Raw genomic sequence first — 23,214 nt, 5'->3', positions numbered from 1 at the left:
GGCCGGCTAGGCGACCAGGTTGGTGAAGAAATCACCGAAGCCCTGCGCGATGTCCATGATGCCGCCACCGAGAGACTTGAACACGTCGGCTGCCGAGTTGGGTCGGTAGGCGACGAAGAAGATCAAGAATGCGATGCCGGCCCAGGTGAGGACCTTCTTGACCATAGCGGGCCATCCTCTCGCGCGGAGCCGGGTCCAAGTACCGCAGCGGCACCCAGAGTATCAGCATGGTGTCTTACCGTGAATATCTGCGTCCGTTCCCCGACTCGTCGGTGCCGGCCGGTCAGGCCTGCCCGTGCAAGTACGGGGACGGTGCGCCGTACACGAGCTCGGGCGGTGTCCACTCGGTGAGGTCGTGCAGGACGACTTCTTCCGCGAGGAGGTAACCCGCGCTCGCCGGCCAGGCTATCGCATGGAGCCACATTCCCCGAGCCTCGCCGGCGTACGCGCTTCGATCCGTTTCGGACCGGACGAGCCACAGTGGAGTGGGATGGCCGGCCACCCGGATCTTCGCGTGCGGCACACGCTGCGGGTGACCAGGGCCGGGATCGGTCAGCGCCGCCTCGACCTGGGGCCCGGGATCGGGGCCGGGCAGTCCCGCGAAGCGGGAACCCAGCCCCACCCCGGGTTCCTCGGCGACGAAGATCAGGTCCGCCGGTCCACCGTCGAGCGGCGCCGGGCCGGCGCAGGCGACCACCGTGGCGCGGATGCCGGCCCGGTCGTCGCCGGCCCAGGCCACGCCGGTCAGCGTCCAACCCGGTGGAAGCGGCCACGGGCACCACAGCGGCATCCCGGGCCGGTCGGGCGTGTCGCCGTCGGCGGCCACCCGCTCGACCACGCTCGCCATGATCTCGGCGCCGATGTGCTCCGGCACGTGCAGGGGCGGGACCGGGCCGCAGCGCAGGCACCGGGACTCGCCGTGCATCAGGTCCGGCTCGCGCACCGGGCCCGCGCATCTCGGACAACTCACCGCGACAGTCACGTCTTCACCGTCTCGCCGGGCCGCCCGGCCGTCAAGCGGGGCGGGCCGACGAACATGGGATTTCCGTCCGGCGAGACATCCGCCGAGCGTCAGCCGGGCGGCGGACCGGCGTACGACCGGACCCAGGCGTGCATGGCGATGCCGCTGGCCACCCCCGCGTTGATCGAGCGGGTCGAGCCGTACTGGGCGATCGAGAACAGCGCGTCGCAGGCCGTCCGGGCCACCGGCGACAGCCCCGGCCCCTCCTGGCCGAAGAGCAGCACGCAGCGGCGCGGCAGGACGGCGGTCTCCAGCGGCCGGGAGCCGGGCAGGTTGTCGATGCCGACCACCGGCAGCCGCTCCCCGGCCGCCCACACGACGAACTCCTCGATCGTCGGATGGTGCCGGACGTGCTGGTAGCGGTCGGTCACCATGGCGCCCCGGCGGTTCCACCGCCGATGCCCGACGATGTGCACCTCGGCGGCGAGGAACGCGTTGGCGTTGCGGACCACGGTGCCGATGTTGAAGTCGTGCTGCCAGTTCTCGATCGCCACGTGGAAGTCGTGCCGCCGCCGGTCCAGGTCGGCCACCACCGCCTCGCGCCGCCAGTAGCGGTAGCGGTCCACCACGTTGCGCCGGTCGCCGGCGGCGAGCAGCTCCGGGTCGAGTCGCGGGTCGTCCGGCGGGTCACCGGGCCACGGCCCCACCCCCACGTCGAGCTGGTCGTCGGTCACGGTTGCCGAGGGTACGCATCCGGCGGGGCGCGCCGTCAGCGCAGGTCGAGCGCGCCGGCCAGCCGGTCCAGGAAGCGCCGGTCGGCGGGGCTGGACGACGCCTCGCCGGCCCGGCACACCCGGGCGGCCACCGACTCCACCCACTGCCGGTACGCGGCGGAGTCGGCCGGATCGGCGCGGCGGCGCAGCACCCGCACCGCGGCCCGGGCGGCGGCGAGCAGGTCGACCAGGTCGGTGAGGCGCTCGAGCCGGACGCCGGCACCGTCGTGACGCGCGTAGATGGCGGTGACCACCGCGCGGATGAGATCACTGTCGAAGGCCCGGCCGGCGGCCACCGCGTCCAGGCCGGCCAGCCCGGCGGCGACCCCGCGCGGCGGGCGGCCGGGGCCGGGCGAGGCGGCGGCGACGAGGACCCGGCCGGGCAGGTCGGTCAGCAGGTCCCACTCCGCCGCGGAGTAGGCGGCGGTGGTGAGCGGTGCGGCGCGGCGACCGGCAGAGGGCGGCTCTCCGGCGACGGAGTGGCTCATGGGGACCTCCAGCCAGAGCATATGCCCCGCCAGGAGGGTCCGGGTCCCGTCCCCGCGGAACGGGGAACGGGACCCGGGCGGCGGGTGCCCGGCTCAGCGCGGCTCGGGGAAGCTCGGGCGCTCCGGGTCGACGCCGTCCGGCACGGCGGCGGCCGCGTACTCCTGTTTCGGGACCATGACCTTGCGGCGGAAGACGCAGACCAGCGTGCCGTCCTGGTTGTAGCCGCGGGTCTCCACCGCGACCACGCCACGGTCCGGCTTGGAGGCCGACTCGCGCTTGTCCAGCACCGTTGTCTCGCCGTAGATCGTGTCGCCGTGGAAGGTCGGGGCGACGTGCCGCAGGGACTCGATCTCCAGGTTGGCGATCGCTTTGCCGCTGACGTCGGGCACCGACATGCCCAGCAGCAGCGAGTAGACGTAGTTGCCGACCACCACGTTGCGCTTGAACTGGGAGGCGGACTCCGCGTAGTGCGCGTCCAGGTGGAGCGGGTGGTGGTTCATGGTCAGCAGGCAGAAGAGGTGGTCGTCGTACTCGGTGACGGTCTTGCCCGGCCAGTGCCGGTAGACCGCGCCGACCTCGAACTCCTCGTAGTAGCGGCCGAACTGCATCCTGGTCCCTTCGACGGGCGGCGATGGAGTTCGGCACAGCATGCCTTACCGCTGGTTAAGGCAAGGGGCGGGGCGCTCGCGCGGCGGAAATGTCACACCGGGCGCCACCTGGGGGGAGACGCAATGAGCGGCGGGGCCCTCCCCGGCACCCGCCGCCCACGCTCTGATGTGAAAGATTCTGCCGTACCGGGCCCCGGTCCAACAGAGACCGGCGTCACATTTATCTTTTCGTAACAATACTCAGAGTTACCGGAAGCATCCCGGTAAGCGATCTCCGCAGGCCGGATCACCGCTTGTCAGCACGCAAGTTACTGATTCGTAGCGGGAACGGAGCGTGATCTCGTTGGAAACGCTCCCATCACGTCCCGTCACGCAAATGCGTCCTGCACTTGCGTTCCGCACGACGTTACGAACAGATGAAGTTCGATGTGCCGCAGGTCACGCCCCGGCGGGCCGGCGTTTCGTCGCGCAGGTCACGGGAATTCCCACGGATCGACCTTGGTTCCACCGGACGTACGGCAATCCGCGGTGATCGGAGAGAGCACATGGCAACGGTTGAGCTGACCACGGCCAACTTCGACGAGGTGACGGGCCAGGACGGCATCGTCCTGCTCGACTTCTGGGCGGACTGGTGCGGTCCGTGCAAGCGCTTCGCCCCCGTCTACGAGCGCTCCTCGGAGAAGCACCCGGAGATCGTCTTCGGCAAGGTCGACACGGAGGCGCAGCAGGAGCTGGGCGCCAAGTTCAACATCAGCTCCATCCCGACCGTGATGGCGATCCGCGACGGCGTCATCGTGTACGCCCAGCCGGGCGCGCTGCCCGAGTCGGCGCTGGAGAACCTCATCGAGCAGGTCGAGCAGCTGGACATGGACGACGTCCGCAAGAAGCTGGCCGAGCACAAGCACTGAGCACGGCACGCGTTCCGCCGCCGGCCGGGCCCGTTCACGGGGTCCGGCCGGCGGCGTCCGCGTACCCGGTGACGGGCGGGACGGGCAGCGGGAAATGGCCGACTGAGGGACACTTCCGGCCGGTTCACTCCCGTATCGTCACGACCTGATGGAGACCTTGACCGCGCGCGGGCGTGCCGTCCGGCTGGGCGCCACCCTGCTCGGGCTGGCGCTGCTCCTGCTCGGCACCGTGCACGGCACCGACGACGACTTCCCGTTCGGGCCGTTCCGGATGTACTCCACCTCCGACCCGCCGGACGCGCCCGCCCCCGACACCCGGGTCGAGGGCGTCGACCGGACCGGCGCGGTCGTGTCGCTCGGCCAGGACGCCACCGGCATCCGCCGCGCCGAGATCGAGGGCCAGCAGGCTCGGTACGCCGCCGACCCGAGCCTGCTGCGCACCGTCGCCGAGGCGTATGCGGAACGCCACCCCGGCGCGCCGGGGCTGGTGGAGGTGCGCATCGTGGTCCGCCTGCACGACATCAGGGGCGGGCGCCCGACCGGCAAGTGGACCGACCGCACGGCCGTACGCTGGGAGACCGCCGGATGACCGGCTGGCTCACCGAGGCGGTGCCGCGCGGCCGGGTGGCCGCGTTCCGCACCCTCGTCTACCTCTTCGTCGCCGCCGACCTGGTCGTCTTCACCCCCTGGGTGCGCACCCGCGTCGACGTCCCCGGCGACCTCTACCAGCCGCTGCTCGTCGGTCGGCTGCTCCCGCTGCCCACGCCCACCCCCGCCCTGGTCGGCGTGGTCTTCTGGGTGCTGCTGGTGGCCGCGCTGCTCGCCGCGACGGGTCGGGCGCCACGGCTGCTCGGCTGGACGGTCTTCGCGCTCTACGTCGAGTGGATGATCGTGGCGATGAGCTACGGCAAGGTCGACCACGACCGGTTCGGGCTCCTGGTGGCGCTGGCCGCGCTGCCCACCGCCGGCCGGGCCCGGCACGGCGACCCGACCCGCACCGAGGCGGGCGGCTGGGCACTGCGGGTCACCCAGATCGCGGTGATCTGCACCTACTTCCTCGCGGCCTGGGCGAAGTTCCGCTTCGGCGGCCTCGACTGGGCGACCGGTTCGGTGCTGGCCCGGGCGATCATCCGTCGCGGCACCGACCTCGCCGACCTGATCGCGCAGGTGCCGCACCTGCTGATCGTGGCCCAGTTCGGCATCCTGGCGTTCGAGCTGCTCAGCCCGCTGGTGTTCGTGGTGCCGGCCCGGTGGCGGACGGCAGTCATCGGCTTCTTCTACTCGTTCCATCTGGCGACCATCGCGACCATCACCATCTCGTTCGCGCCGCACCTGGTGGCGATGACCGCGTTCCTGCCCCTGGAGAAGGTCCGCCCGGTGGCGTTCGCCCGCCGCCTGCGCCACCGCCCCGCGTCTCCCCCGCCGTCTCCCCCGTCCGCACCGCCTCCCCCGCCTCCCGCCGCGGTGATCAAGGACTTCGCGTCTCCGCAGAGATCGACGCCGACACAAACCCCTTGATCACGCCACGCTGGCCGGGCCGGCGGGGTGGGAGTGGGAGTGGGCGGTCAGGGGGTGGGGTCGGGGCGGCCCGAGGGGCCGTATAGGCGTTCGCGGGCCTCCTGGGGCAGCGCGCACGCGGCGGTGCCGCCGGGCAGCCGGTGCCGGTTACGGGCCACCCAGCGGTACGCGGGCCAGGCCGCGGCGCGTACCGGTGGGAGTCGCAGCCCGCCACCGGCGACGCGCCAGAGCGGTCCGCTGTCGCCGAGCAGCCGGGCGATGGCGTCCGGTCCGGCGGCCCGGGAGCCGTCGGCGCCCACCCACTGGACCGCCTCCTCGCACTCGGCCTCGGTCAGGCCCAGCGCCGCCAGGTCGGCGAACTGCCACGGGACCACGTGTGCGCCGGTGGGGATACGACGCTCGATGAACTGCGCGCACCGGGTGCAGAAGGCGCAGTCGCCGTCGTAGACGAAGGTCGACGTCTCCATGCGTCCATCCTGCACCCGCGCCGATCGCGACGGCACGTGGTGTCCGGCGCGTCACTTGCACTTCGTTCGTACACGTGTTCGAATGAGGTCCATGCGCTGGGACAACCTCTCCGCTCCCCCGGACGACGGGACTCCCGATCGGGCAACGCCGGCGGCTCCACCCCTGCCGCTGGCGTTGCCCGGCGCGGTCACCCGCACGTTCGACACCCCCGACTTCGCCGGCATGACCTTCTACGAGGTGCAGGCCAAGTCGATCATCAACCGGGTGCCCGGCCAGTCGCGCGTGCCGTTCGAGTGGACCGTCAACCCCTACCGCGGCTGTTCCCACGCGTGCACCTACTGCCTCGCCGGCGACACGCCGATCCTGATGGCCGACGGGCGCACCCGGCCGATCAGCGAGCTGGCTCCCGGCGACCGGATCTACGGCACCCAGCGGCGCGGCGCCTATCGGCACTACGTGGTGACCACCGTGCTCGACACCTGGTCGACGGTGAAGCGGGCCTACCGGGTCACCCTGGCCGACGGCACCACGCTGGTGGCCAGCGGCGACCACCGCTTCCTCACCGAACGCGGCTGGAAGCACGTCACCGGCGGCATGCGCGGTGCCGGTCGGCGTCCGCACCTGACCACCCGCAACCGCCTGCTCGGCACCGGCCGGTTCGCGGTCGCGCCGAAGCGTTCCGCCGACTACCACCGGGGCTACCTGCACGCGCTGGTCCGGGACGCCGACCGACGGCGGCTGCCGCTCGACGAGGCGGAGGCCGACGGCCCGCGCCTCCGTTTCCGGCTGCGCACCGTCGAGGCGGAGGCGCTGGAGCGGGCCGAGCGGTTCCTCTCCGACGCCGGGGTCGGCGTCGAGCGGATGACCGGGCGGCCGGCCCGGCGCTTGACGACCCTGCGCACGGTCGGGCCGGTCCGCGCCCAGGTCGTCGCCGCGCTGGTCCGCCCGCCGGACGAACCGACCGACGAGTGGCGGCGCGGCTTCCTGGCCGGCATGTTCGACGCCGCCGGCAGTTGCCGCCGGGGCGTGTTCCGGATCGGCGTCGCCGACGACGAGAGCCGGCACCGCGCGGTCGACGCCCTCGACCGGCTCGCCTTCCGGTGGGCACTCGACGATCCGGGCAACCGCAACGGGAGCCGCCAGCTCCGGCTGACCGGTGGCCTGCCGGAGCGGCTGCGCTTCTTCCACCTGACCGATCCGGCAGTGACCCGCCGGCGTTCGATCGAGGGCACGGCGCTCAAGTGCGCGGCGCGGCTCCAGGTGGCCACCATCGAGGATCTGGGGCTGGAGCTGCCGCTGTGGGACATCACCACCGGCACCGGCGACTTCATCGCCAACGGGGTGGTCAGCCACAACTGCTTCGCCCGCAACACCCACACCTACCTCGACCTGGACGCCGGGGTCGACTTCGACAGTCGGGTGATCGTCAAGGTCAACGCCGGCGAGCTGGTCCGGCGCGAGCTGGCCGCGCCACGGTGGCGGGGCGCGCACGTCGCCATGGGCACCAACGTGGACTGCTACCAGCGGGCCGAGGGGCGCTACCGGCTGATGCCGCCGATCCTCGAGGCGCTGCGCGACTTCGCCAACCCCTTCTCCATCCTGACCAAGGGCACCCTGCTGCTGCGCGACCTCCCCCTGCTCCGCCAAGCCGCCGACGTGACCCGGGTCGGGCTGTCCTACTCGGTGGGTTTCGTGGACGAGGCGCTCTGGCGCCTGGCCGAGCCGGGCACCCCGAGCCCGCGCCGCCGGCTGGACGCGGTCCGCCGGCTCACCGACGCCGGCTTCCCGGTCGGGGTGCTGATGGCTCCGATCCTGCCCGGCCTCAGCGACGACGAGGAGTCGATCGACGCCACCGTCGCGGCGATCGCGGCCGCCGGGGCCGTCGACGTGACCCCGCTGGCGCTGCACCTGCGCCCCGGCGCCCGGGAGTGGTACGCGCGCTGGCTGGCCCGCGAGTTCCCCCACCTGGTGCCCCGCTACCGGCAGCTCTACCAGGCCGGGGCGTACGCGCCGCAGGCATACCAGCGGGAGGTGGTCGCGCGGGTCCGGATGGCGGCACGCCGGCACGGGCTGCACCGCGGCGAGATCGGCGACAACCGCCGGCGGCCCGACAGCGCACCGCCGGTGCCGGCCGCCGAGCAGCTCTCCCTGCTCTGACGCGGCGGCGGCGCTAGGCTCGGCTGATGCGTTCCGCCCAGCAGCTTCTCGCCGACTCCGCCGTGATCGCCGTCGTCGGGGCCTCCCGCGACCCGGGCAAGGCCGCGCACCGCGTACCGCTGGAGATGCAGCGGCACGGCTGGCGCATCATCCCGGTGAACCCGACCGTGGACGAGCTGTTCGGCGAGACGGCGTACCCGACGCTTGCCGACATCCCGCACCCGGTCGACCTGGTGGACGTGTTCCGGCCGGCGCGGGACGCGGTCGAGGTGGTCCGGCAGGCGGTCGCGATCGGCGCGCCGGCGGTCTGGTTGCAGCTCGGGATCGTCTCCGCCGAGGCCCGCCGCATCGCCGAGGCGGCCGGCATCGACTACGTCGAGGACCGGTGCCTCATCGTCGAGCGGGCCGCGGCCGGCCTGACCCGGCGCGGCTGACCGCCTCGGCCGGCGGCTCGGCCCCGAAGAGCAGGTGGGGCTGGGCGTCGAGCGCGGACGCCCCGGCGGCGCTCGTCGACCACGCCCGCCGGCACCTCCCGACCGGCGATCACGCCGCGCGCCGGCCGAAGCGTTAAAAGGGGGCCCCTCCTCTACCGGAAACGTTAAGAAGGGGCCCCTCCTTACAGCTTGTACTCCTTGAGCAGACCGCGGGAGATGATGGTCTTCTGGATCTCCGAGGTGCCCTCACCGATCAGCAGGAACGGGGCCTCCCGCATCAGGCGCTCGATCTCGTACTCCTTGGAGTAGCCGTAGCCGCCGTGGATCCGGAACGCCTCCTGGACCACCTCGGCGCAGTATTCCGAGGCGAGCAGCTTGGCCATGCCGGCCTCGACGTCGTTGCGCTGGCCGGCGTCCTTGAGCCGGGCGGCGTTGACCATCAGCGCGTGCGCGGCCTCGATCTTCGTGCCCATCTCGGCCAGCTTGAACGCGATGGCCTGGTGCCGGGCGAGCGGCTGGCCGAACGTCTTCCGCTGCTGGGCGTACGCGACGGCCAGCTCGAACGCGCGGATCGAGATGCCGCAGGCGCGCGCCGCCACGTTGACCCGGCCCACCTCGATGCCGTCCATCATCTGATAGAAACCGCGACCGACCTTCTCCTCGCCGCCGAGCACGGCGGAGGCCGGGACGGTGACGCCGTCGAGCACCATCTCGGTGGTCTCGACGCCCTTGTAGCCCATCTTGTCGATCTTGCCGGGAATGGTCAGGCCGGGCGCGGTCTCGCCGAAGCCGGGCTCCTTCTCCAGCAGGAAGGTGCTCATGTTGCCGTAGACCGAGTCGGCCCCGGTGTCGGTCTTGACCAGGGTGGCCACCACCGAGGAGTACGCCCCGTTGGTCAGCCACATCTTCTGGCCGTTGAGCACGTAGGTGTCGCCGTCGCGGACCGCCTTCGACGTGATCGCCGAGACGTCCGAACCGCACTCGGGCTCGGACATGGAGAACGCGCCGCGCACCTCGCCGGTGGCCATCCGGGGCAGCAGCCGCGCCTTCTGGTCCGCCGAGCCGTGCTGGGAGATCAGGTACGCCACGATGAAGTGCGTGTTGACGATGCCGGAGATCGACATCCAGCCCCGGGACAGCTCCTCGACGACGAGCGCGTAGGTGAGCAGCGACTCACCGAGGCCGCCGTACTCCTCGTCGATGGTGAGGCCGAACAGCCCCATCTCGCGCATCCCGTCGAGGATGTCGGTGGGGTACTCGTCGGCGTGTTCCAGCCGCTGGGCGTGCGGAATGATCTCCTTGTCGGCGAACTCCCGGACCGTTTCCAGGATCGACCGCTGTACGTCGGTCAGGCCGGGCGTCTGGGCGAGTCGGGCCATCTCAGCCTCCGGGGTCGGCGCATTACTCATGGGTAACTGAACGCTCGGTCAGTATCGGCCCCGCAACCGGCCGCGCCAAGGTGACCAGTCCACACAACCGCTGTGAAAAGGTTCACCGCTGCGGGTAGCGTCCGCAAGAGAGGGCGGTTGACAGGCGCGAACGAGGGGGCCGGCGTGACCGACGAGCAGCCACCGTCGCCGTACGAGCCGCCGGACCGCGGCCAGCCGTACGGCCACGGGCCGCAGCAGCCGCAGTGGGGGCAGCAGCCGCCGTACGCCCCGCAGCCGCCCTACGGCCAGTACGGCCCGCCCGGCGAGGGGCCGCGCCCGCGTGGCGGCCCCAACGTGCTCGCCATCCTGTCGCTGGTCTTCGCGTTCGTCTTCGCGCCCGCCGGCATCGTCTGCGGCCACCTGGCGAAACGGCAGATCCGGCAGACCGGCGAGGAGGGTGACCAGCTCGCCACCTGGGGGCTGATCCTCAGCTACGTCTTCACCGCGCTCGGCCTGCTGGCCTGCTGCGGCTGGATCGGGCTGGCGATCTGGGCCAACGCGGACAACAACGGCTACTGACGCTCAGCGGAACTGCGCCTCCCGCACGCTGTTGCCGCCGTCGACCACCAGCATCTGCCCGGTGATGTACGACGCGGCCGGCGAGCAGAGGAACGCGATCGCGGCGGCCACCTCGTCCGGCAGGCCGGGACGACCCACCGGCGTGCCGAGCCCCTGCTTGATCTCGGCCATGGTGGACGCGGCGGTGTGGATGATCCCCGGCGCCACCGCGTTGACGGTCACCCCGTCGGCGATCATCTCCATCGCCAGCGCCCGGGTCAGCCCCACCACGCCCGCCTTCGCCGCCGCGTAGGCCGCCTCGGTGGGCAGCGCGTTGACCGGCCCGGCGGTGGCGGCCAGGTTGACGATCCGCCCCCAGCCGCGTTCGGACATCCCGTTGATGAACGCGCGGCTGCACAGGAACGCGGTGGTCAGGTTGCGGTCGATCTCGCCGCGCCACTCGTCGTAGGTCAGCTGGGCCACCGGCCGCAGCACCTCCGGGCTGGCCCGGCTGGCCAGGCCCGCGTTGTTGACCAGCACCTCGACGTCGCCGAGCTGCTCGGCCACCGCGTCGGCGAGCGCGCCCACCTCCGACTCGTCGGTGAGGTCGGCGACGAAGCCGGTGACGCCCAGCTCCTCGGCGCGGTCGTGGATCCGCCGGGTGGTCGACACGATCGCCACCCGGGCGCCCAGGTCGGCCAGTCGGCGCGCGGTCGCGTACCCGATGCCGTCCGCGCTGCCCGCGCCGGTGACCAGCGCGACCCGGCCGTCCAGCCGCATGGTGGCCGGCTCCGGGAGCGGCGCGGCCCGTTCCTGGTCGGCGGCGCCCGCCGGCTCGCCGGCACGGGGGCGGCGCACCGACCCCGGCCGGCTCATGTCCCGTCGCGACCGACCCCCACGTGCGTCAAGTGCCATGCCGAGGATCCTGCCCGCTGTGGACCTTCCGGGCAATGCGGCACCCGGAAAGGGGGTCCTCCGGGTTTCGGCGTGGTGGCTACCCTGACCCGACCACGTACCTGGAGATGATCAGATGAGCTATCCCCCACCGCCCGGTGGTTGGCACGATCCCTCGGCGGCCGGGCCGCACTCGAGCCCGCCGGTCGATCCCTACGCGCCCGAGGACCCGTACGCGGTCGCGAAGTCGCCCTACGCTCCCCCGCCCGGCGATCCCTACGCGGTGGCCGGGTACCCGCCGGCCGGGTACCCGCCGCCCGGCGCGTATCCGCCGCCCGGCGCGTACCCCGGCTACGCGCCGCCGGCGAGCCGGACGAACACGCTGGCCATCGTGGCGCTGGTGCTCTCGCTGGTCGGCTTCACCTCCTGCATCACCGCGCCGATCGGCGCGATCATGGGCCACGTGGCCCGCCGGCAGATCCGGGAGACCGGTGAGCAGGGCGAGGGCATGGCGAAGGCGGCCATCATCGTCGGCTGGATCCTCACCGCCCTGCTGGTCGCTGGCATCATCTTCTACATCGTGATGATCGCGATCGCCATCAACTCGGACAGCTCCGGCACCACCTACTGACCCGACCGGGCCGCCCCGTGCGGGGCGGCCCGGCGCGCGGTCACGCCGAGGGCGGGGTGAACGAGGAGGTACGCGTCATCCCGGCGGCCCGGCCCTTGGCGGCGATCACCAGCGCCATCTTGCGGGACGCCTCGTCGATCATCTCGTCGCCGAGCATCACCGCGCCCAGCTTCCCGCCCGCCTCGGACGTGGCGAAGTCGTACGCGTCGAGGATCAGCTCGGCGTGGTCGTAGTCGGCCTGCGCCGGCGAGTAGACCTCGTTGGCCGCGTCGATCTGGCCCGGGTGCAGCACCCATTTGCCGTCGAAGCCCAGCGCCGCCGAGCGCTTCGCCACCTCGCGGAACGCGTCGACGTCGCGGATCTGGAGGAACGGGCCGTCGATGGCCTGCTTGTCGTGCATCCGGGCGGCCATCAGGATGCGCATCAGGATGTAGTGGTAGGGATCGCCCGGGTAGTCCGGGATCAGCGCGCCGACCACCAGCGACTTCATGTTGATCGAGGCCATGAAGTCGGCCGGGCCGAAGATGATCGTCTCGACCCGGGGCGAGGCGGCGGCGATGGCGTCCACGTTGACCAGCCCGGCGGCGTTCTCGATCTGCGCCTCGATGCCGATCCGGCCGACCTCCAGGCCCAGCGTCCGCTCGATCTGGGTGAGCAACAGGTCGAGCCAGTGCACCTGCTCGGCGTTCTGCGCCTTCGGCAGCATGATGCAGTCCAGGTTCGCCCCGGCGCCCTCGACCACCTCGATGACGTCCCGGTAGGTCCACGGCGTGGTCAGGTCGTTCACCCGGACCACGCGGGTCTTGCCGGCCCAGTCCCCCTCGTTCAGCGCGGCCACGATGTTCTTGCGCGCGTCCGGCTTGGCCAGCGGGGCGACCGCGTCCTCCAGGTCCAGGAAGACCTGGTCGGCGGCGAGGCCCTGGGCCTTGCCGAGCATCTTGACGCTGGATCCGGGTACCGCCAGGCAGGACCGGCGGGGGCGACCGACAGCGGCCATGGATGCGCTCCTATCAGCGTCCGGCGGCAGCGCGCCGACGCGGCGGTGATGTCGAGAACTTAACGATCCCAAAGGACGGGGCTACGTCACGGTAACCTCGTGCCGTGACCGGGGTGAATGGACCTGTGGAAGATCTCACTGAGCGTCGGATCGTGGTGCTGACCGGGGCCAGTTCGGGCATCGGGCTGGCCGCCGCCGTCGAGCTGGCCCGCCGCGGTGACCAGGTGGTGCTGGTCGGCCGGGACCCGGCGCGGCTGCGCGCCGCGGGCGAACGGGTACGCGAGTCCAGCGGCGAGCAGCCGGAGCTGTTCCGCTCCGACTTCGCCGTGCTCGACGACGTCCGCGGGCTCGCCGAGCGGCTGCGCGCCCGCTACGACCGGATCGACGTGCTGGCCAACAACGCCGGCGCGATCGTGCTCGAACCCATCACCACGGTCGACGGCTTCGAGCTGAGCATGCAGGCCAACCACCTCGCCCCGTTCCTGCTCAGCAACCTGCTGGCCGACCGGGTGCGCCGGATCGTGGTGACCGCGTCCGACGCGCACCGCAGCGGCGCGCTCGACCCGGACGACCTCAACGCCGCGCTGCGGCACTACCGACCGTTCCGCGCGTACGGCACCAGCAAGCAGGCGAACATCCTGTTCACCGCCGAGGCGGCCCGACGCTGGCCGGAGCTGCCGGCGTACGCGTTCCACCCCGGCGTGGTGCGCACCCGCTTCGCCAACGACAGCCGGCTGGTGGCGCTCGGCATGCGGCTGCTGCCGCTGCGCAGCCCGGAGAAGGGCGCGGAGACACTGGTCTGGCTCGCCGGCCAGGACCCGTCCCGGCTGATCGACGGCGGCTACTACACCGATCGCAAGCCGCACCGGCCGCGCCCCAAGGCGGCCGACCCGGCGCTGGCCGCCCGGCTCTGGACGGCCAGCGCGAAGGCGGTCGGCATCGAGGGTTGAGGGGCACCGCGACGACCGGTCGGCTGGGACACTCGACGCCATGACGACGGGGAACGAGGTCCTGCTGGTCGCGCTGGTCGACCTGAGCGCCGACGCCGACGCCGGCCGGCGCTACGAGGACGCGGTGCTGGCGCTGCTCGGTAGGCACGGCGGGCGGCTGGAGCGACGGTTGCGCACCGGCGACGGCGAGACCGAGGTGCACGTGATCCGGTTCGCCGCGCGCGCCGGGCTGGACGCGTTCCTGGCCGACCCGGAGCGCGCCGCGCTGCGGGCCGAGCTGGGCGACGCCGCCCCCACCACCCGGGTGCTGGAGGTCCACGACGTCTGAGGCGTTCAGTGCGACACGTGCACCGGGACGCTGGTCACCACCACCCCGGGCAACGCCCGCAGCGCGGCCCGCAGCCGCTGCTCGGCGCGGCTGTGCAGCAGCCGGTGCCGGCGTCGGCGCAGCACCACCTCCGGCACGATCACGGTGAGCGTCAGCTCCGGGCGGGTGGCGTGCAACGCCTCCAGATAGTGCGCCAGCGGCCCGATCACCGACCGGTACGGCGACACGATGGTCTCCAGCCGCAGGTGGTCGCCCCAGGCCCGCCACTGGTCCCGGAACCGGTCCGCCTCGACCTCCTCCGGTGCGATGTGCACGGCCAGCGTCGGCCGGCCGAGGGAGGCCGCGTACGCCAGCGCACGCAGCGAGGCCCGGTTCAGCCGGGCCACCGGCACGATCACCAGGTGGCGTACCTGCTGGGGCAGTTCCTCGCCCTCGGCGGACCCGGCGGACCCGACGGACCCGGCGGGGCCGGACGGACCCGGCGGGGGCGGGTGCAGCGCGAGGGCCCGGTGCAGCGTGGCGTAGTGCCGGTGGATCCGGCGGAACAGCAGCACCAGCAGCGGCACCGCGACCACCACCACCCAGGCGCCCTCGGTGAACTTGGCGACCGCGGCGGTCAGCAGCACCAGGCCGGAGAGCGTGGCGCCGACCGCGTTCACCGCGAGCCGGCGACGCCAGCCCCGCCCCCGCCGACGTCGCCAGTGCACCACCATCCCGGTCTGCGACAGCGTGAACGCGAGGAAGACACCGACCGCGTAGAGCGGGATCAACGTCTGGGTGTGCCCGCCGAACGCGACGAACACCCCGGTGGCGGCGAGCGCCAACGCGACCAGCCCGTTGCTGAACGCCAGCCGGTCGCCCATGTGCAGGAAGCGGCGCGGCGCGTGGCCGTCCCGGGCCATGAAGAACAGCAGCCGGGGGAAGTCGTTGAACGCGGTGTTCGCGGCCAGCAGCAGGATCAGCGCGGTGGTGGTCTGGAGGAACGCGTACCACGGGCCGGTGGGGAACGTGACGCGGCCGAGCTGGGACAGCACCGTCTCGTCCGCCCGGGGCACCAGGCCGTCGAGGTGGATCAGCCCGACCAGGCCGGCGAAGAGCATGACCAGCATGGCGACCATCCAGCCCAGCGTGGTGCGGGCGTTGCGCCACTCGGTCGGGCGGAACGCCGGCACCGCGTTGGAGACCGCCTCGATGCCGGTCATCGACACCGCGCCGGAGGAGAACGCGCGCAGCACCAGCAGCAGCCCCAGCCCCTCCGCGGCCGGCACCGCCGGCGGCGGCACCGGCGCGAAACCCCGCCCTGCGGCCTTCGCGTAACCGACCGCCAGCACCGCGAGGACCACCACCACGAACGCGTACGTGGGCAGCACGAAGATGTTGCCGGCGGTGCGTACGCCGCGCAGGTTGCCGGCGAGCACCACGGCGATCACCAGCACCCCGAGCGGCACGGTCCACCGGGTGAGCCCGGGCAGCGCCGAGGTGACCGCGTGCACCCCGGCGGCCACCGACACCGACACGGTCAGCACGTAGTCGAGCATCAGCCCGGCCGCGGCGGCCAGTCCCGCCGTACGACCGAGGTTGTCGCCGGCCACCAGGTACGACCCGGCGCCGTGCGGATAGGCCGGGATGGTCTGCCGGTAGGAGAGCCCGACCGCGATCATCAGGACTGCCAGCAGCGCGGCCAGCGGCAGCGCCAGCCCGAGCGCAGCGCCGCCGGCCAGCACCAGCACGGCGAGCATCGCCTCCGGCCCGTACGCGACGGAGCTGAGCAGGTCCGAGGAGAGCACCGGCAGCGCGACCAGCTTGCGCATCCGCTCGTAGAGCACGGAGCTGCTGGCCAGCGGCGGCCCGACCAGGGTCCGGCGCAGCCGGGCGACCGCCCGGCCGGCCCGGTTGCCGGGCAGGTACGCCGGCCGGGTGGCGATCAGCTCGTCCGGCTGCGCCACGGTGAACAGGTCGATCGGTGTCAGCCGACCGAACCGGGTCGGCCGGGGGCGGCGGTCGTGCCGGCCGAGCGTCGGGTCGACCGGCAGGTCGTCGGCGCGGCGCGGGCCGTGCCAGCGCGCGCCGATCCGGCCGAGCGCGGCCCGCTCCTCGGCGCCGAGCGGCGGGAACTCGGCCGACGGCGTGACCACGCTGCCCGGCTCCGTCCCACCGTCCCGCTCTGCCTCCACTCCCGCACTGTCGTGCACGGCGGCCCTTCGGGTGACCGGTTCGGCCACAGTTCGGCCGACCGGCATCAACGCGCGGCGACCGGACCGAGCAGGTCGAGCACGCCGGTGAGCGAGGTCAGCACCGGTCCGTCCCAACCGTGGTCGGCGTTGAAGACCAGGTGGCCGGCGAGGTCGGGGGCGGCGAGCCGGACCGCGCACAGGCCCACCCGCTCCGCGCCGCTGAGTTCCTGGCTGCCGCCGTCGCCGACGTAGAGGCAGTCGGCCGGGGCGCGGCCGAGCCGGTGGCAGGCGGCCAGATAGAGCGCCGGATCCGGTTTGCAGCGACCGAGCCGCACCGAGAAGACCCCGGTGTCGAGCAGCGGCGCGACCGCGAGCTGGGGCAGGAACGCCGGCAGCTCGTGGGTGCAGTCGCTGACCAGCCCGGTGCGTACGCCCCGCCCGCGCAGCGCGGCCAGCACCGGCACCGCCTCCGCGCGCAGCCGGGTGTCGGCCCGGACGGCCCGGTGCCGCGAGGCGACGGCGGCACGTACCGCCGCGTCCGAGGGGCGCACGCCGACCTGGGCACAGACCCACCGCATGGTCGACTCGGCGTCGCCGAAGAACCCGCTGGCGCGCTCGTAGTAGCTGCCGTCGAGCACCTCGACCAGCGCCTCGGTGGAGCAGCCGAGCTGCTCCGCGATGGCGTGGTGGGCCGCTCCGCGCCGGACGCTGTGGGTCAGGGTGCCGAAGAAGTCGAACAGCACCGCACGGAACACGCGCATGATCGTAGCCGTGCACACCGCTCCCCACCGCCCGCCGCTCGACGCGCCGACCCTCGGCGCGCTCGCGCTGGCCGTCGCCGCCGTCTCGTCCTCCGCCCCACTGGTGGCGTTCGCCGCCGCGCCGGCCCTGGCCATCGCGTTCTGGCGCAACATGCTGTCGGTGGCGGTACTCGGACCGGTCGCGGTGGCCCGTCGACGGGCCGAACTCCGGGCGCTCGCGTTCGGGCCGGGCCGTCGGGAGGGGCTGTACTGCGTACTCTCCGGGGTGGCGCTGGCCGCCCACTTCGCCACCTGGATGCCGAGCGCGAAGCTCACCACTGTCGCGGCCGCGACCGCGTTGGGCGCGACGCAGCCGGTGTGGCAGGGGCTGATCGCCCGCTGGCAGGGGCGGCGGCTGCCAGCCGCGGTCTGGGCCGGCATCACGGTCGCGGTGCTCGGCGCGGTGCTCGCCACCGGCGCCGACTTCGCGGTCTCCGGCCGGGCGTTCGCCGGCGACCTGCTGGCCGTGACCGGCGGCATGTTCGCGGCCGTCTACACCGCCCTGGGCGAGCGCGTCCGGGCCAGCATCAGCACCACCGGCTACACCACCATCTGCTACGGCGTCTGCGCGCTGATCCTGCTGGTGGTCTGCCTGGTCGGCGGGGTACGCCTGCACGGCTACGACGGCGGGACGTGGCTGGCCATCCTCGGCCTGGTGGCCGGCGCCCAGCTCCTCGGGCACTCGATGTTCACCTACGCGCTGCACCGGGTCTCCGCCACCACGGTCAGCGTGCTGATCCTGCTGGAAGCGCCCGGCGCGGCGCTGATCGGCTGGGTCTGGCTGGGCCAGCTGCCCCGACCGCTCGCCCTGCCCGGGCTGGCGCTGCTGCTGGCCGGCGTCGCCGTGGTCGTGCTCGGCGGCGCGGTCAGCGGCGGCGGACCCGGTGCAGGCGGAACGGCTTACGGACGGCGCGGACCACGGACGCCGGGCGGGGCTGCTCGGTCAACGCGTCATTCGGCAGGCCGGCGCCGGTCACCGCCGTGCCGGCCGGCGTGAGCCGGTTGAGCGCGCAGCCCTCGGCCGCCCAGCGGGCCACCAGCTCCGCGGCCGCGCCGGACGCGTTGAGCCGCTTCGCCGCGACCAGCGGCGCGACGGTGTCCCACTCCTCGGTGGCCGGTCGGAGCCGACTCACCCGCGCCGGCCAGCTCACGATCCGGCCGCCGTGGTCCCCCCGCAGCGTCACCTCGGCCGCGTCGGTGTCGGCCAGCCCAGGCGCGTCCTGCTCGCCGGGACCGGTCACCACCAGCAACGCGCCCTCCAGCGGCAGGCACCACAACGCGTACGCCGGGCCGTCGCCGACGCTCACCCAGCAGACGGCGGCCTTCTTCACCGCCTCGTCCACCAGCGGCGGGGTCACCCGCTCGTCCACCTCGTCGCTCACCCGACCATCCTCCCGCACCGGCCGGGACGGTGGTGGCTCGACCACCGACCGGGCCCGGAGAGGCGCCGGCCGGGTCCCGTCCGACAGCCCGGACGGCATGGCGGCCCGGGGGCTCGACGACGGGTGGTGAGCGCCTTTCGAGCTGATAGCGGAAACGACTCAGCGGGACCGCAGGCGCCGGCCGTACCGACGACGCGGCCGGCGATATCACCGACGACTCAGCTCGAAAGGCGCGCGGCACCCCACCCGCTCCCGCCCGCACCGCCCAGCCGGCGAACCGCGAACCGGGAACTCAGCCGATGAACGGCGGGACGGCGATCTCACCGCGGGCCACCGGCATGACCTGACCGGAGACGGTCGCGCCGACCGCCGTTCCCCCCGCCGCGGTCACGGTGCAGGCCAGCGACGAGGGCCGGTGGATCTCGATGCCCTGGCGCACCGCGTACGACGTCCGGCCCTCGCCCGGCAGCAGGCCGCTGGCGACCAGCCAGACGCCCAGGCCCAGGGCCGCCGAGCCGGTGGCCGGATCCTCCGGGACCCCCATCCCGGGCACGAAGACCCGGGCGTGTGCGGTTTGCGACTCCGGGTCCCAGGAGAAGAGGCTGACGTGCTCGACGCCGTACCGTTCCGCCGCCACCGTGTTCAGCCGGGCCCGGGCCACCGCGTCGGGGCGTACCGGAAGGTAGGGGAACTCCAGGCCGCACCCGGCGACCCGCGGCGGCGGGCCGGCGTGGTCCGCCGCGGTGAGGCCGGCGATCTCCAGCAGCGGCTCCGGGTCGAGTTCCGGGCCGAGCGTCGGGGTGCCCCCGGTCAGCGTCGCGCCGGTCGCGGTCACCTCGATCGGCAGCACGCCGGCCCCACATTCCTGGGTGACCCTGCCCACATCGAAGAGGCCGCGCCGGCCCGCGGTCACCGCGGCGCCCACGCTCGGGTGCCCGGCGAACGGCAGCTCGTCGGTCGGCGTGAAGATGCGGGCCCGGTAGGTGGCGCCGGCCTGGGTGGGTGCCAGCACGAAGACCGTCTCGGACAGGTTGAACTCCAGCGCGAGCGCCTGCATCTGCTCGGTGGCCAGCCCTTCCGCGCCGAACACCACGGCCAGCGGGTTGCCGGCGAACGGGCGGTCGGTGAAGACGTCCACGATCTCGTAGGCCAAGGTCGACATGCTGTTAGAGAGTAGGCCCTTAGGCTGGTGCCCGTGAGCACGCCGAACCGGGTCTACATCGCTCGACTCGCCGGAGTCGCCGTCTTCGACCCGAACGGCGACCAGGTCGGCCGCGTCCGGGACGCGGTCGCCCGGATGCGCCCGACCCAACGACCGCCCGAGGTGGTGGGGCTGGTCGCCGAGATGCCGATGCGCCGGCGCATCTTCCTGTCCATCAACCGGATCACCTCGATCGACCCGGACGCCGTCGTGCTCGGCAGCGGCACGCTCAACCTGCGCCGGTTCGAGAAGCGCCCGAACGAGCTGCTGGTCCTCCAGGAGCTGCTCGACCGGCGGGTCCAGTTGGAGAGCGGGCAGGCCGGCTCGGTGGTGGACGTGGCCATGGAGTGCAGTCGCGGCGGCGAGTGGGCGCTGACCCGGGTCGCCGTCCGCGAGCAGACCGGCCGGCTCACCCGCCGCGGCCACCTGCACCAGGTCGAGTGGGACCGGGTCCGGGGCCTCGGCGCCGTCGGCGACAACCGGGGTACGGCGAACCTGCTCGCCGTGCTGGAGGACATGCGCCCGGCCGACCTGGCGAACGCGCTCCAGGACCTGCCCGACGCCCGGCGCAACGAGGTGGCCGCCGCGCTGGACGACGAGCGCCTCGCCGACGTGCTCAGCGAACTGCCCGAGCGCGACCAGGTGGAGATCCTGGCCGCGCTGGACCGGGAGCGGGCCGCTGACGTGCTCGAGGAGATGGACCCGGACGACGCCGCCGACCTGCTCAACGAGCTGCCGCCGCCGGAGCAGGACGTGCTGCTCGACCTGATGGAGCCGAACGAGGCCGACCCGGTACGCCAGCTGCTGCGCTACGCCTCGGGCACCGCCGGCAGCGTGATGACCTCCGAGCCGGTGATCCTGCCGCCGGACGCCACGGTCGCCGAGGCCCTGGCCCGGATCCGGGAGGTGCAGCTCTCGCCCGCGGTGGCCGCGCAGGTCTTCGTGACCCGCGCCCCGCTGACCACGCCGACCGGGCGCTACCTCGGTATGGTGCACTTCCAGCGGTTGCTCCGCGAGCCCCCGGCCGACCTGCTCGGCGGGATCGTGGTCAACGACATCGACCCGCTCCGGACGTCCACCCCGCTGACCGAGATCACCCGCCGGATGGCCACCTACGACATGGTGGGCATGCCGGTGGTGGACCGGAACAACCGGTTGGTCGGCGCGGTCACCGTGGACGACGTGCTGGACCATTCCCTGCCGCGTGACTGGCGGGACCGGGACGCGGCACCGACCCCGTCCGCCACCGACGACGGGACCGTTGACGATGAGTGAGCAGCGACGCGGCGAGCGGCTGGACCAGCCGCGCGCCCCCCGGGGCCTGCACCTGCCCCGGATCGACGCGGATTCCTTCGGTCGGTGGGCCGAGGGCATCGCCCGGGGCATGGGTACGGCGAACTTCCTCGTCTACATGACGCTGATCCTGGCCGCCTGGTTCCTGTGGAACACGCTCGCCCCGGCGCACCTGCGGTTCGACCCGTACACCTTCACGTTCCTGACGCTGGTGCTCTCCCTCCAGGCCTCGTACGCGGCCCCGCTGATCCTGCTCGCGCAGAACCGGCAGGCGGACCGGGACCGGGTCTCGCTGGACGAGGACCGGCGGCGGGCCACCATGCAGAAGGCCGACACGGAATACCTGGCCCGGGAGATCGCCGCGTTGCGGATCGCGATGGGGGACGTGGCGACCCGGGACTTCCTCCGCTCCGAGCTGACCCGGCTGGCCGAGGAGCTGGACGAGGCGGCCGAGCGGCGGCGCAAGCTGGAACGGCGGCAGCAGGGGCGGGGACAGCAGGACCGAGGGACGCGGCGGCCGGCCGGGGGCCACCCGCTCGACGAGCCGCGCGACGAGCTCGACGGTGACTACGCCCACGACGCCCGCCACCAGAGCCCGACGTAGCATTACGGGCATGTCAGCACCCGTCAGCACCGTCTCCGACGCGATCCAGGCCGCGCTGGCCACCGTCAACGACCCGGAGATCCGCCGGCCGATCACCGAACTCGGCATGGTCCGCTCCGCGGAGCGGGACGACGACGGCGTGGTGCGGGTGGAGCTGCTGCTCACCGTGGCCGGCTGCCCGCTGAAGGACAAGCTGCGTACCGACATCACCGCTGCGGTCGGGGCCGTGCCCGGCGTGAGCCGCGTCGAGATCATCTTCGGGGTGATGAGCCCGGAGCAGCGCCAGGAGTTGCAGTCGAAGCTGCGCGGCGGCGGCACCGCCGAGCCGGTGATCCCGTTCGCCCAGCCCGGCTCGCGGACCCGCGTCTACGCGGTGGCCAGCGGCAAGGGCGGCGTCGGCAAGTCCAGCGTCACGGTCAACCTGGCCGCCGCGCTGGCCGCCCGCGGCCTGTCGGTCGGCGTGGTGGACGCCGACATCTACGGCCACTCGGTGCCCCGGATGCTCGGCGCCGACGGCGCGCCGACCCGGGTCGAGGACATGATCATGCCGCCGCAGTCGCACGGCGTGAAGGTCATCTCGATCGGCATGTTCACCCCCGGCAACGCCGCAGTGGTCTGGCGCGGCCCGATGCTGCACCGCGCGCTCCAGCAGTTCCTCGCCGACGTCTACTGGGGCGACCTGGACGTCCTCCTGCTCGACCTGCCGCCGGGCACCGGCGACATCGCGATCTCGGTGGCCCAACTGCTGCCGAACGCGGAGATCCTGGTCGTCACCACCCCGCAGGCGGCCGCCGCCGAGGTGGCCGAGCGGGCCGGTGCCATCGCGCTGCAGACCCACCAGCGGGTGGTCGGCGTGATCGAGAACATGTCCTGGCTCGAACTGCCGGACGGCTCCCGGATGGAGGTCTTCGGCGCCGGCGGTGGCGCGGCGGTGGCCGAGTCCCTGACCCGGACCATCGGCGCGCAGGTGCCGGTGCTGGGGCAGATCCCGATGGACACCCGGGTCCGCGAGGGCGGCGACGCCGGCGAGCCGATCGTGCTGACCCAGCCGGACGCGCCGGCCGCGAAGGCCATGTTCGAGGTGGCCGACCGGCTCGCGGTGCGCCGCGAGTCCCTGCTCGGCAAGCCGCTGGGCCTCAAGCCCGCCGCCCGCTGACCCGCTCTTCCCTCGCCCTCACCCCTTCGCCCGCTGATTCACGGAAAGCGTGGCTATCGCGCGCGGAATGAGCACTCTTTCCGTGCATCAGCGCGGATCTTGGGGTGCGCGGGGGTCAGGTGGCGTCGTCGTAGGAGGGGCGGGGGGCGGGCGGGGTGGTGGGCGTGGCGGTGGGGGTCGCCACCGCCGGGCGGGGGGTGGGGGTGCGCAGGTCCGCCGCCTTGGCCACGTCCTTCAGCTCGTCGTGCACGCCGGTGACGTCCGAGCGCAGGTTGTCGTACATGCTCTGCAACGGCTTCCGGATCGCCTGCTCGTCCTCCTCGCTGAGCAGGTGCTTGCGGATGAACGCCTTCGGATGCAGATCCTCGAGCTGAATGTCGGTGCCCAGCTCGCGGCTCAGGTCACCGGTCGCGTTCCGCGCCATGTTCCGCAGGTTGCGCACCATCCGCAGGCCGTCGTTGATCACGTTGGGCAGCCGGTCCCCGAAGATCAACAGCGCCAGGAGCAGCAGGGCGCCGATCTCCCACCAGTTCAGGTTCTCGAACACTCCGGCCTCCTCA

General features: G+C 73.1%; 26 protein-coding genes and 1 pseudogene. 13 read left to right on the top strand and 14 right to left on the bottom strand.

The window, feature by feature from the left end; genetic code table 11:
* Positions 1 to 6 precede the first annotated feature (6 nt).
* The 5 genes from ACH495_RS04385 to ACH495_RS04365 form a co-directional block, all read right to left on the bottom strand.
* On the bottom strand, positions 7 to 165 hold the full coding sequence (locus ACH495_RS04385) for a hypothetical protein (protein ID WP_013283898.1): 159 nt from the start codon (positions 163 to 165) through the stop codon (positions 7 to 9).
* 118 nt (positions 166 to 283) lie between these two features.
* Positions 284 to 970: a DUF6758 family protein gene (locus tag ACH495_RS04380; RefSeq protein ID WP_396856520.1), complete on the bottom strand. Its 687-nt coding sequence runs from the start codon at positions 968 to 970 to the stop codon at positions 284 to 286.
* Between the two features lie 101 nt (positions 971 to 1,071).
* Entirely contained in the window at positions 1,072 to 1,695 is a 624-nt protein-coding gene (locus ACH495_RS04375) for a TrmH family RNA methyltransferase (RefSeq protein ID WP_396856311.1), read from the bottom strand.
* Between the two features lie 35 nt (positions 1,696 to 1,730).
* Positions 1,731 to 2,222 (bottom strand): hypothetical protein, encoded by a 492-nt coding sequence (locus ACH495_RS04370; protein WP_396856310.1) that lies wholly within the window; start codon positions 2,220 to 2,222, stop codon positions 1,731 to 1,733.
* Positions 2,223 to 2,315: 93 nt separating this feature from the next.
* Positions 2,316 to 2,831 (bottom strand): MaoC family dehydratase, encoded by a 516-nt coding sequence (locus ACH495_RS04365; protein WP_396856309.1) that lies wholly within the window; start codon positions 2,829 to 2,831, stop codon positions 2,316 to 2,318.
* 545 nt (positions 2,832 to 3,376) lie between these two features.
* Here ACH495_RS04365 and trxA point away from each other — a divergent pair.
* The 3 genes from trxA to ACH495_RS04350 all read left to right on the top strand — a co-directional run bounded on the left by trxA (position 3,377) and on the right by ACH495_RS04350 (position 5,257).
* Complete coding sequence (trxA, locus tag ACH495_RS04360; protein ID WP_396856308.1) at positions 3,377 to 3,739, top strand: thioredoxin; 363 nt, start codon at positions 3,377 to 3,379, stop codon at positions 3,737 to 3,739.
* Between the two features lie 148 nt (positions 3,740 to 3,887).
* Positions 3,888 to 4,328: a hypothetical protein gene (locus ACH495_RS04355; protein WP_396856307.1), complete on the top strand. Its 441-nt coding sequence runs from the start codon at positions 3,888 to 3,890 to the stop codon at positions 4,326 to 4,328.
* Complete coding sequence (locus ACH495_RS04350; RefSeq protein WP_396856306.1) at positions 4,325 to 5,257, top strand: MFS transporter permease; 933 nt, start codon at positions 4,325 to 4,327, stop codon at positions 5,255 to 5,257. The genes ACH495_RS04355 and ACH495_RS04350 overlap by 4 nt, the downstream gene beginning before the upstream one ends.
* Positions 5,258 to 5,304: 47 nt before the next feature.
* On the opposite strand, the gene ACH495_RS04345 is transcribed toward ACH495_RS04350, so the two are convergent.
* A complete protein-coding gene (locus ACH495_RS04345; protein ID WP_396856305.1) occupies positions 5,305 to 5,724 on the bottom strand; it encodes a thiol-disulfide oxidoreductase DCC family protein in 420 nt (139 codons plus the stop codon).
* Between ACH495_RS04345 and ACH495_RS04340 the strand changes: the two genes are divergently transcribed.
* Positions 5,723 to 7,882 (top strand): intein-containing Rv2578c family radical SAM protein, encoded by a 2,160-nt coding sequence (locus ACH495_RS04340; protein WP_396856304.1) that lies wholly within the window; start codon positions 5,723 to 5,725, stop codon positions 7,880 to 7,882. The genes ACH495_RS04345 and ACH495_RS04340 overlap by 2 nt on opposite strands.
* Before the next feature lie 26 nt (positions 7,883 to 7,908).
* Positions 7,909 to 8,316, top strand: a complete 408-nt coding sequence (locus ACH495_RS04335; RefSeq protein WP_396856303.1) for a CoA-binding protein — start codon at positions 7,909 to 7,911, stop codon at positions 8,314 to 8,316.
* A 182-nt stretch (positions 8,317 to 8,498) separates the two neighbouring features.
* Here ACH495_RS04335 and ACH495_RS04330 read toward each other — a convergent pair whose 3' ends face one another.
* Complete coding sequence (locus ACH495_RS04330) at positions 8,499 to 9,695, bottom strand: acyl-CoA dehydrogenase family protein (protein ID WP_396856302.1); 1,197 nt, start codon at positions 9,693 to 9,695, stop codon at positions 8,499 to 8,501.
* 174 nt (positions 9,696 to 9,869) lie between these two features.
* Here ACH495_RS04330 and ACH495_RS04325 point away from each other — a divergent pair, with 174 nt between their 5' ends.
* Positions 9,870 to 10,265 (top strand): DUF4190 domain-containing protein, encoded by a 396-nt coding sequence (locus tag ACH495_RS04325; protein WP_396856301.1) that lies wholly within the window; start codon positions 9,870 to 9,872, stop codon positions 10,263 to 10,265.
* A gap of 3 nt (positions 10,266 to 10,268) precedes the next feature.
* On the opposite strand, the gene ACH495_RS04320 is transcribed toward ACH495_RS04325, so the two are convergent.
* A complete protein-coding gene (locus tag ACH495_RS04320; protein ID WP_396856300.1) occupies positions 10,269 to 11,159 on the bottom strand; it encodes an SDR family NAD(P)-dependent oxidoreductase in 891 nt (296 codons plus the stop codon).
* Positions 11,160 to 11,274: 115 nt separating this feature from the next.
* Here ACH495_RS04320 and ACH495_RS04315 point away from each other — a divergent pair, with 115 nt between their 5' ends.
* Complete coding sequence (locus tag ACH495_RS04315) at positions 11,275 to 11,769, top strand: DUF4190 domain-containing protein (RefSeq protein ID WP_396856299.1); 495 nt, start codon at positions 11,275 to 11,277, stop codon at positions 11,767 to 11,769.
* 40 nt (positions 11,770 to 11,809) lie between these two features.
* On the opposite strand, the gene ACH495_RS04310 is transcribed toward ACH495_RS04315, so the two are convergent.
* Complete coding sequence (locus ACH495_RS04310; protein ID WP_396856298.1) at positions 11,810 to 12,766, bottom strand: HpcH/HpaI aldolase/citrate lyase family protein; 957 nt, start codon at positions 12,764 to 12,766, stop codon at positions 11,810 to 11,812.
* Between the two features lie 125 nt (positions 12,767 to 12,891).
* On the opposite strand from ACH495_RS04310, the gene ACH495_RS04305 reads away from it, so the two are divergent.
* Together ACH495_RS04305 and ACH495_RS04300 are read left to right on the top strand one after the other, a co-directional pair.
* A complete protein-coding gene (locus tag ACH495_RS04305; protein ID WP_396856297.1) occupies positions 12,892 to 13,716 on the top strand; it encodes an SDR family NAD(P)-dependent oxidoreductase in 825 nt (274 codons plus the stop codon).
* Between the two features lie 40 nt (positions 13,717 to 13,756).
* Entirely contained in the window at positions 13,757 to 14,044 is a 288-nt protein-coding gene (locus ACH495_RS04300) for a hypothetical protein (protein WP_396856296.1), read from the top strand.
* A 5-nt stretch (positions 14,045 to 14,049) separates the two neighbouring features.
* On the opposite strand, the gene ACH495_RS04295 is transcribed toward ACH495_RS04300, so the two are convergent.
* A complete protein-coding gene (locus ACH495_RS04295) occupies positions 14,050 to 16,218 on the bottom strand; it encodes an APC family permease (protein ID WP_396856295.1) in 2,169 nt (722 codons plus the stop codon).
* A gap of 65 nt (positions 16,219 to 16,283) precedes the next feature.
* Positions 16,284 to 16,979, bottom strand: coding sequence for an HAD family hydrolase (locus ACH495_RS04290; protein ID WP_396856294.1), 696 nt, complete (start codon positions 16,977 to 16,979; stop codon positions 16,284 to 16,286).
* A gap of 10 nt (positions 16,980 to 16,989) precedes the next feature.
* Here ACH495_RS04290 and ACH495_RS04285 point away from each other — a divergent pair.
* Positions 16,990 to 17,871: pseudogene (locus ACH495_RS04285) on the top strand (DMT family transporter); the annotation flags it as partial.
* Between the two features lie 13 nt (positions 17,872 to 17,884).
* Here the strand turns inward: ACH495_RS04285 and ACH495_RS04280 are convergent.
* Positions 17,885 to 18,400, bottom strand: a complete 516-nt coding sequence (locus tag ACH495_RS04280; protein WP_396856293.1) for a hypothetical protein — start codon at positions 18,398 to 18,400, stop codon at positions 17,885 to 17,887.
* 292 nt (positions 18,401 to 18,692) lie between these two features.
* On the bottom strand, positions 18,693 to 19,562 hold the full coding sequence (locus ACH495_RS04275) for a PhzF family phenazine biosynthesis protein (RefSeq protein WP_396856292.1): 870 nt from the start codon (positions 19,560 to 19,562) through the stop codon (positions 18,693 to 18,695).
* Between the two features lie 33 nt (positions 19,563 to 19,595).
* Between ACH495_RS04275 and ACH495_RS04270 the strand changes: the two genes are divergently transcribed.
* Genes ACH495_RS04270 through ACH495_RS04260 form a run of 3 tightly spaced genes read left to right on the top strand, consistent with a single transcriptional unit; the run spans position 19,596 to position 22,654 of the window.
* Positions 19,596 to 20,876: a magnesium transporter MgtE N-terminal domain-containing protein gene (locus tag ACH495_RS04270; RefSeq protein WP_396856291.1), complete on the top strand. Its 1,281-nt coding sequence runs from the start codon at positions 19,596 to 19,598 to the stop codon at positions 20,874 to 20,876.
* Positions 20,869 to 21,498, top strand: coding sequence for a DUF1003 domain-containing protein (locus tag ACH495_RS04265; protein WP_396856290.1), 630 nt, complete (start codon positions 20,869 to 20,871; stop codon positions 21,496 to 21,498). Before ACH495_RS04270 ends, ACH495_RS04265 begins: the two co-directional genes overlap by 8 nt.
* Positions 21,499 to 21,508: 10 nt before the next feature.
* On the top strand, positions 21,509 to 22,654 hold the full coding sequence (locus ACH495_RS04260; protein ID WP_396856289.1) for a P-loop NTPase: 1,146 nt from the start codon (positions 21,509 to 21,511) through the stop codon (positions 22,652 to 22,654).
* Positions 22,655 to 22,769: 115 nt separating this feature from the next.
* Here ACH495_RS04260 and ACH495_RS04255 read toward each other — a convergent pair whose 3' ends face one another.
* A complete protein-coding gene (locus tag ACH495_RS04255) occupies positions 22,770 to 23,201 on the bottom strand; it encodes a preprotein translocase subunit TatB (protein WP_396856288.1) in 432 nt (143 codons plus the stop codon).
* Between the last annotated feature and the right edge of the window lie 13 nt (positions 23,202 to 23,214).

Origin of the sequence: Micromonospora sp. NPDC018662 (assembly GCF_044391475.1) — a bacterium.
In the GTDB taxonomy this organism is placed as follows: Bacteria; Actinomycetota; Actinomycetes; order Mycobacteriales; family Micromonosporaceae; genus Micromonospora.
This window is presented reverse-complemented; position numbering and strand designations above follow the sequence as displayed.

Coding starts and splice junctions, on each gene's coding strand:
- ACH495_RS04355 (WP_396856307.1), top strand. CDS start 3,888: ATGGAGACCTTGACCGCGCGCGGGCGTGCCGTCCGGCTGGGCGCCACC.
- ACH495_RS04365 (WP_396856309.1), bottom strand. CDS start 2,831: ATGCAGTTCGGCCGCTACTACGAGGAGTTCGAGGTCGGCGCGGTCTAC.
- ACH495_RS04330 (WP_396856302.1), bottom strand. CDS start 9,695: ATGGCCCGACTCGCCCAGACGCCCGGCCTGACCGACGTACAGCGGTCG.
- ACH495_RS04335 (WP_396856303.1), top strand. CDS start 7,909: ATGCGTTCCGCCCAGCAGCTTCTCGCCGACTCCGCCGTGATCGCCGTC.
- ACH495_RS04385 (WP_013283898.1), bottom strand. CDS start 165: ATGGTCAAGAAGGTCCTCACCTGGGCCGGCATCGCATTCTTGATCTTC.
- ACH495_RS04275 (WP_396856292.1), bottom strand. CDS start 19,562: ATGTCGACCTTGGCCTACGAGATCGTGGACGTCTTCACCGACCGCCCG.
- ACH495_RS04340 (WP_396856304.1), top strand. CDS start 5,723: ATGCGTCCATCCTGCACCCGCGCCGATCGCGACGGCACGTGGTGTCCG.
- ACH495_RS04315 (WP_396856299.1), top strand. CDS start 11,275: ATGAGCTATCCCCCACCGCCCGGTGGTTGGCACGATCCCTCGGCGGCC.
- ACH495_RS04310 (WP_396856298.1), bottom strand. CDS start 12,766: ATGGCCGCTGTCGGTCGCCCCCGCCGGTCCTGCCTGGCGGTACCCGGA.
- ACH495_RS04345 (WP_396856305.1), bottom strand. CDS start 5,724: ATGGAGACGTCGACCTTCGTCTACGACGGCGACTGCGCCTTCTGCACC.
- ACH495_RS04320 (WP_396856300.1), bottom strand. CDS start 11,159: ATGGCACTTGACGCACGTGGGGGTCGGTCGCGACGGGACATGAGCCGG.
- ACH495_RS04370 (WP_396856310.1), bottom strand. CDS start 2,222: ATGAGCCACTCCGTCGCCGGAGAGCCGCCCTCTGCCGGTCGCCGCGCC.
- ACH495_RS04290 (WP_396856294.1), bottom strand. CDS start 16,979: ATGCGCGTGTTCCGTGCGGTGCTGTTCGACTTCTTCGGCACCCTGACC.
- ACH495_RS04265 (WP_396856290.1), top strand. CDS start 20,869: ATGAGTGAGCAGCGACGCGGCGAGCGGCTGGACCAGCCGCGCGCCCCC.
- trxA (WP_396856308.1), top strand. CDS start 3,377: ATGGCAACGGTTGAGCTGACCACGGCCAACTTCGACGAGGTGACGGGC.
- ACH495_RS04350 (WP_396856306.1), top strand. CDS start 4,325: ATGACCGGCTGGCTCACCGAGGCGGTGCCGCGCGGCCGGGTGGCCGCG.
- ACH495_RS04260 (WP_396856289.1), top strand. CDS start 21,509: ATGTCAGCACCCGTCAGCACCGTCTCCGACGCGATCCAGGCCGCGCTG.
- ACH495_RS04300 (WP_396856296.1), top strand. CDS start 13,757: ATGACGACGGGGAACGAGGTCCTGCTGGTCGCGCTGGTCGACCTGAGC.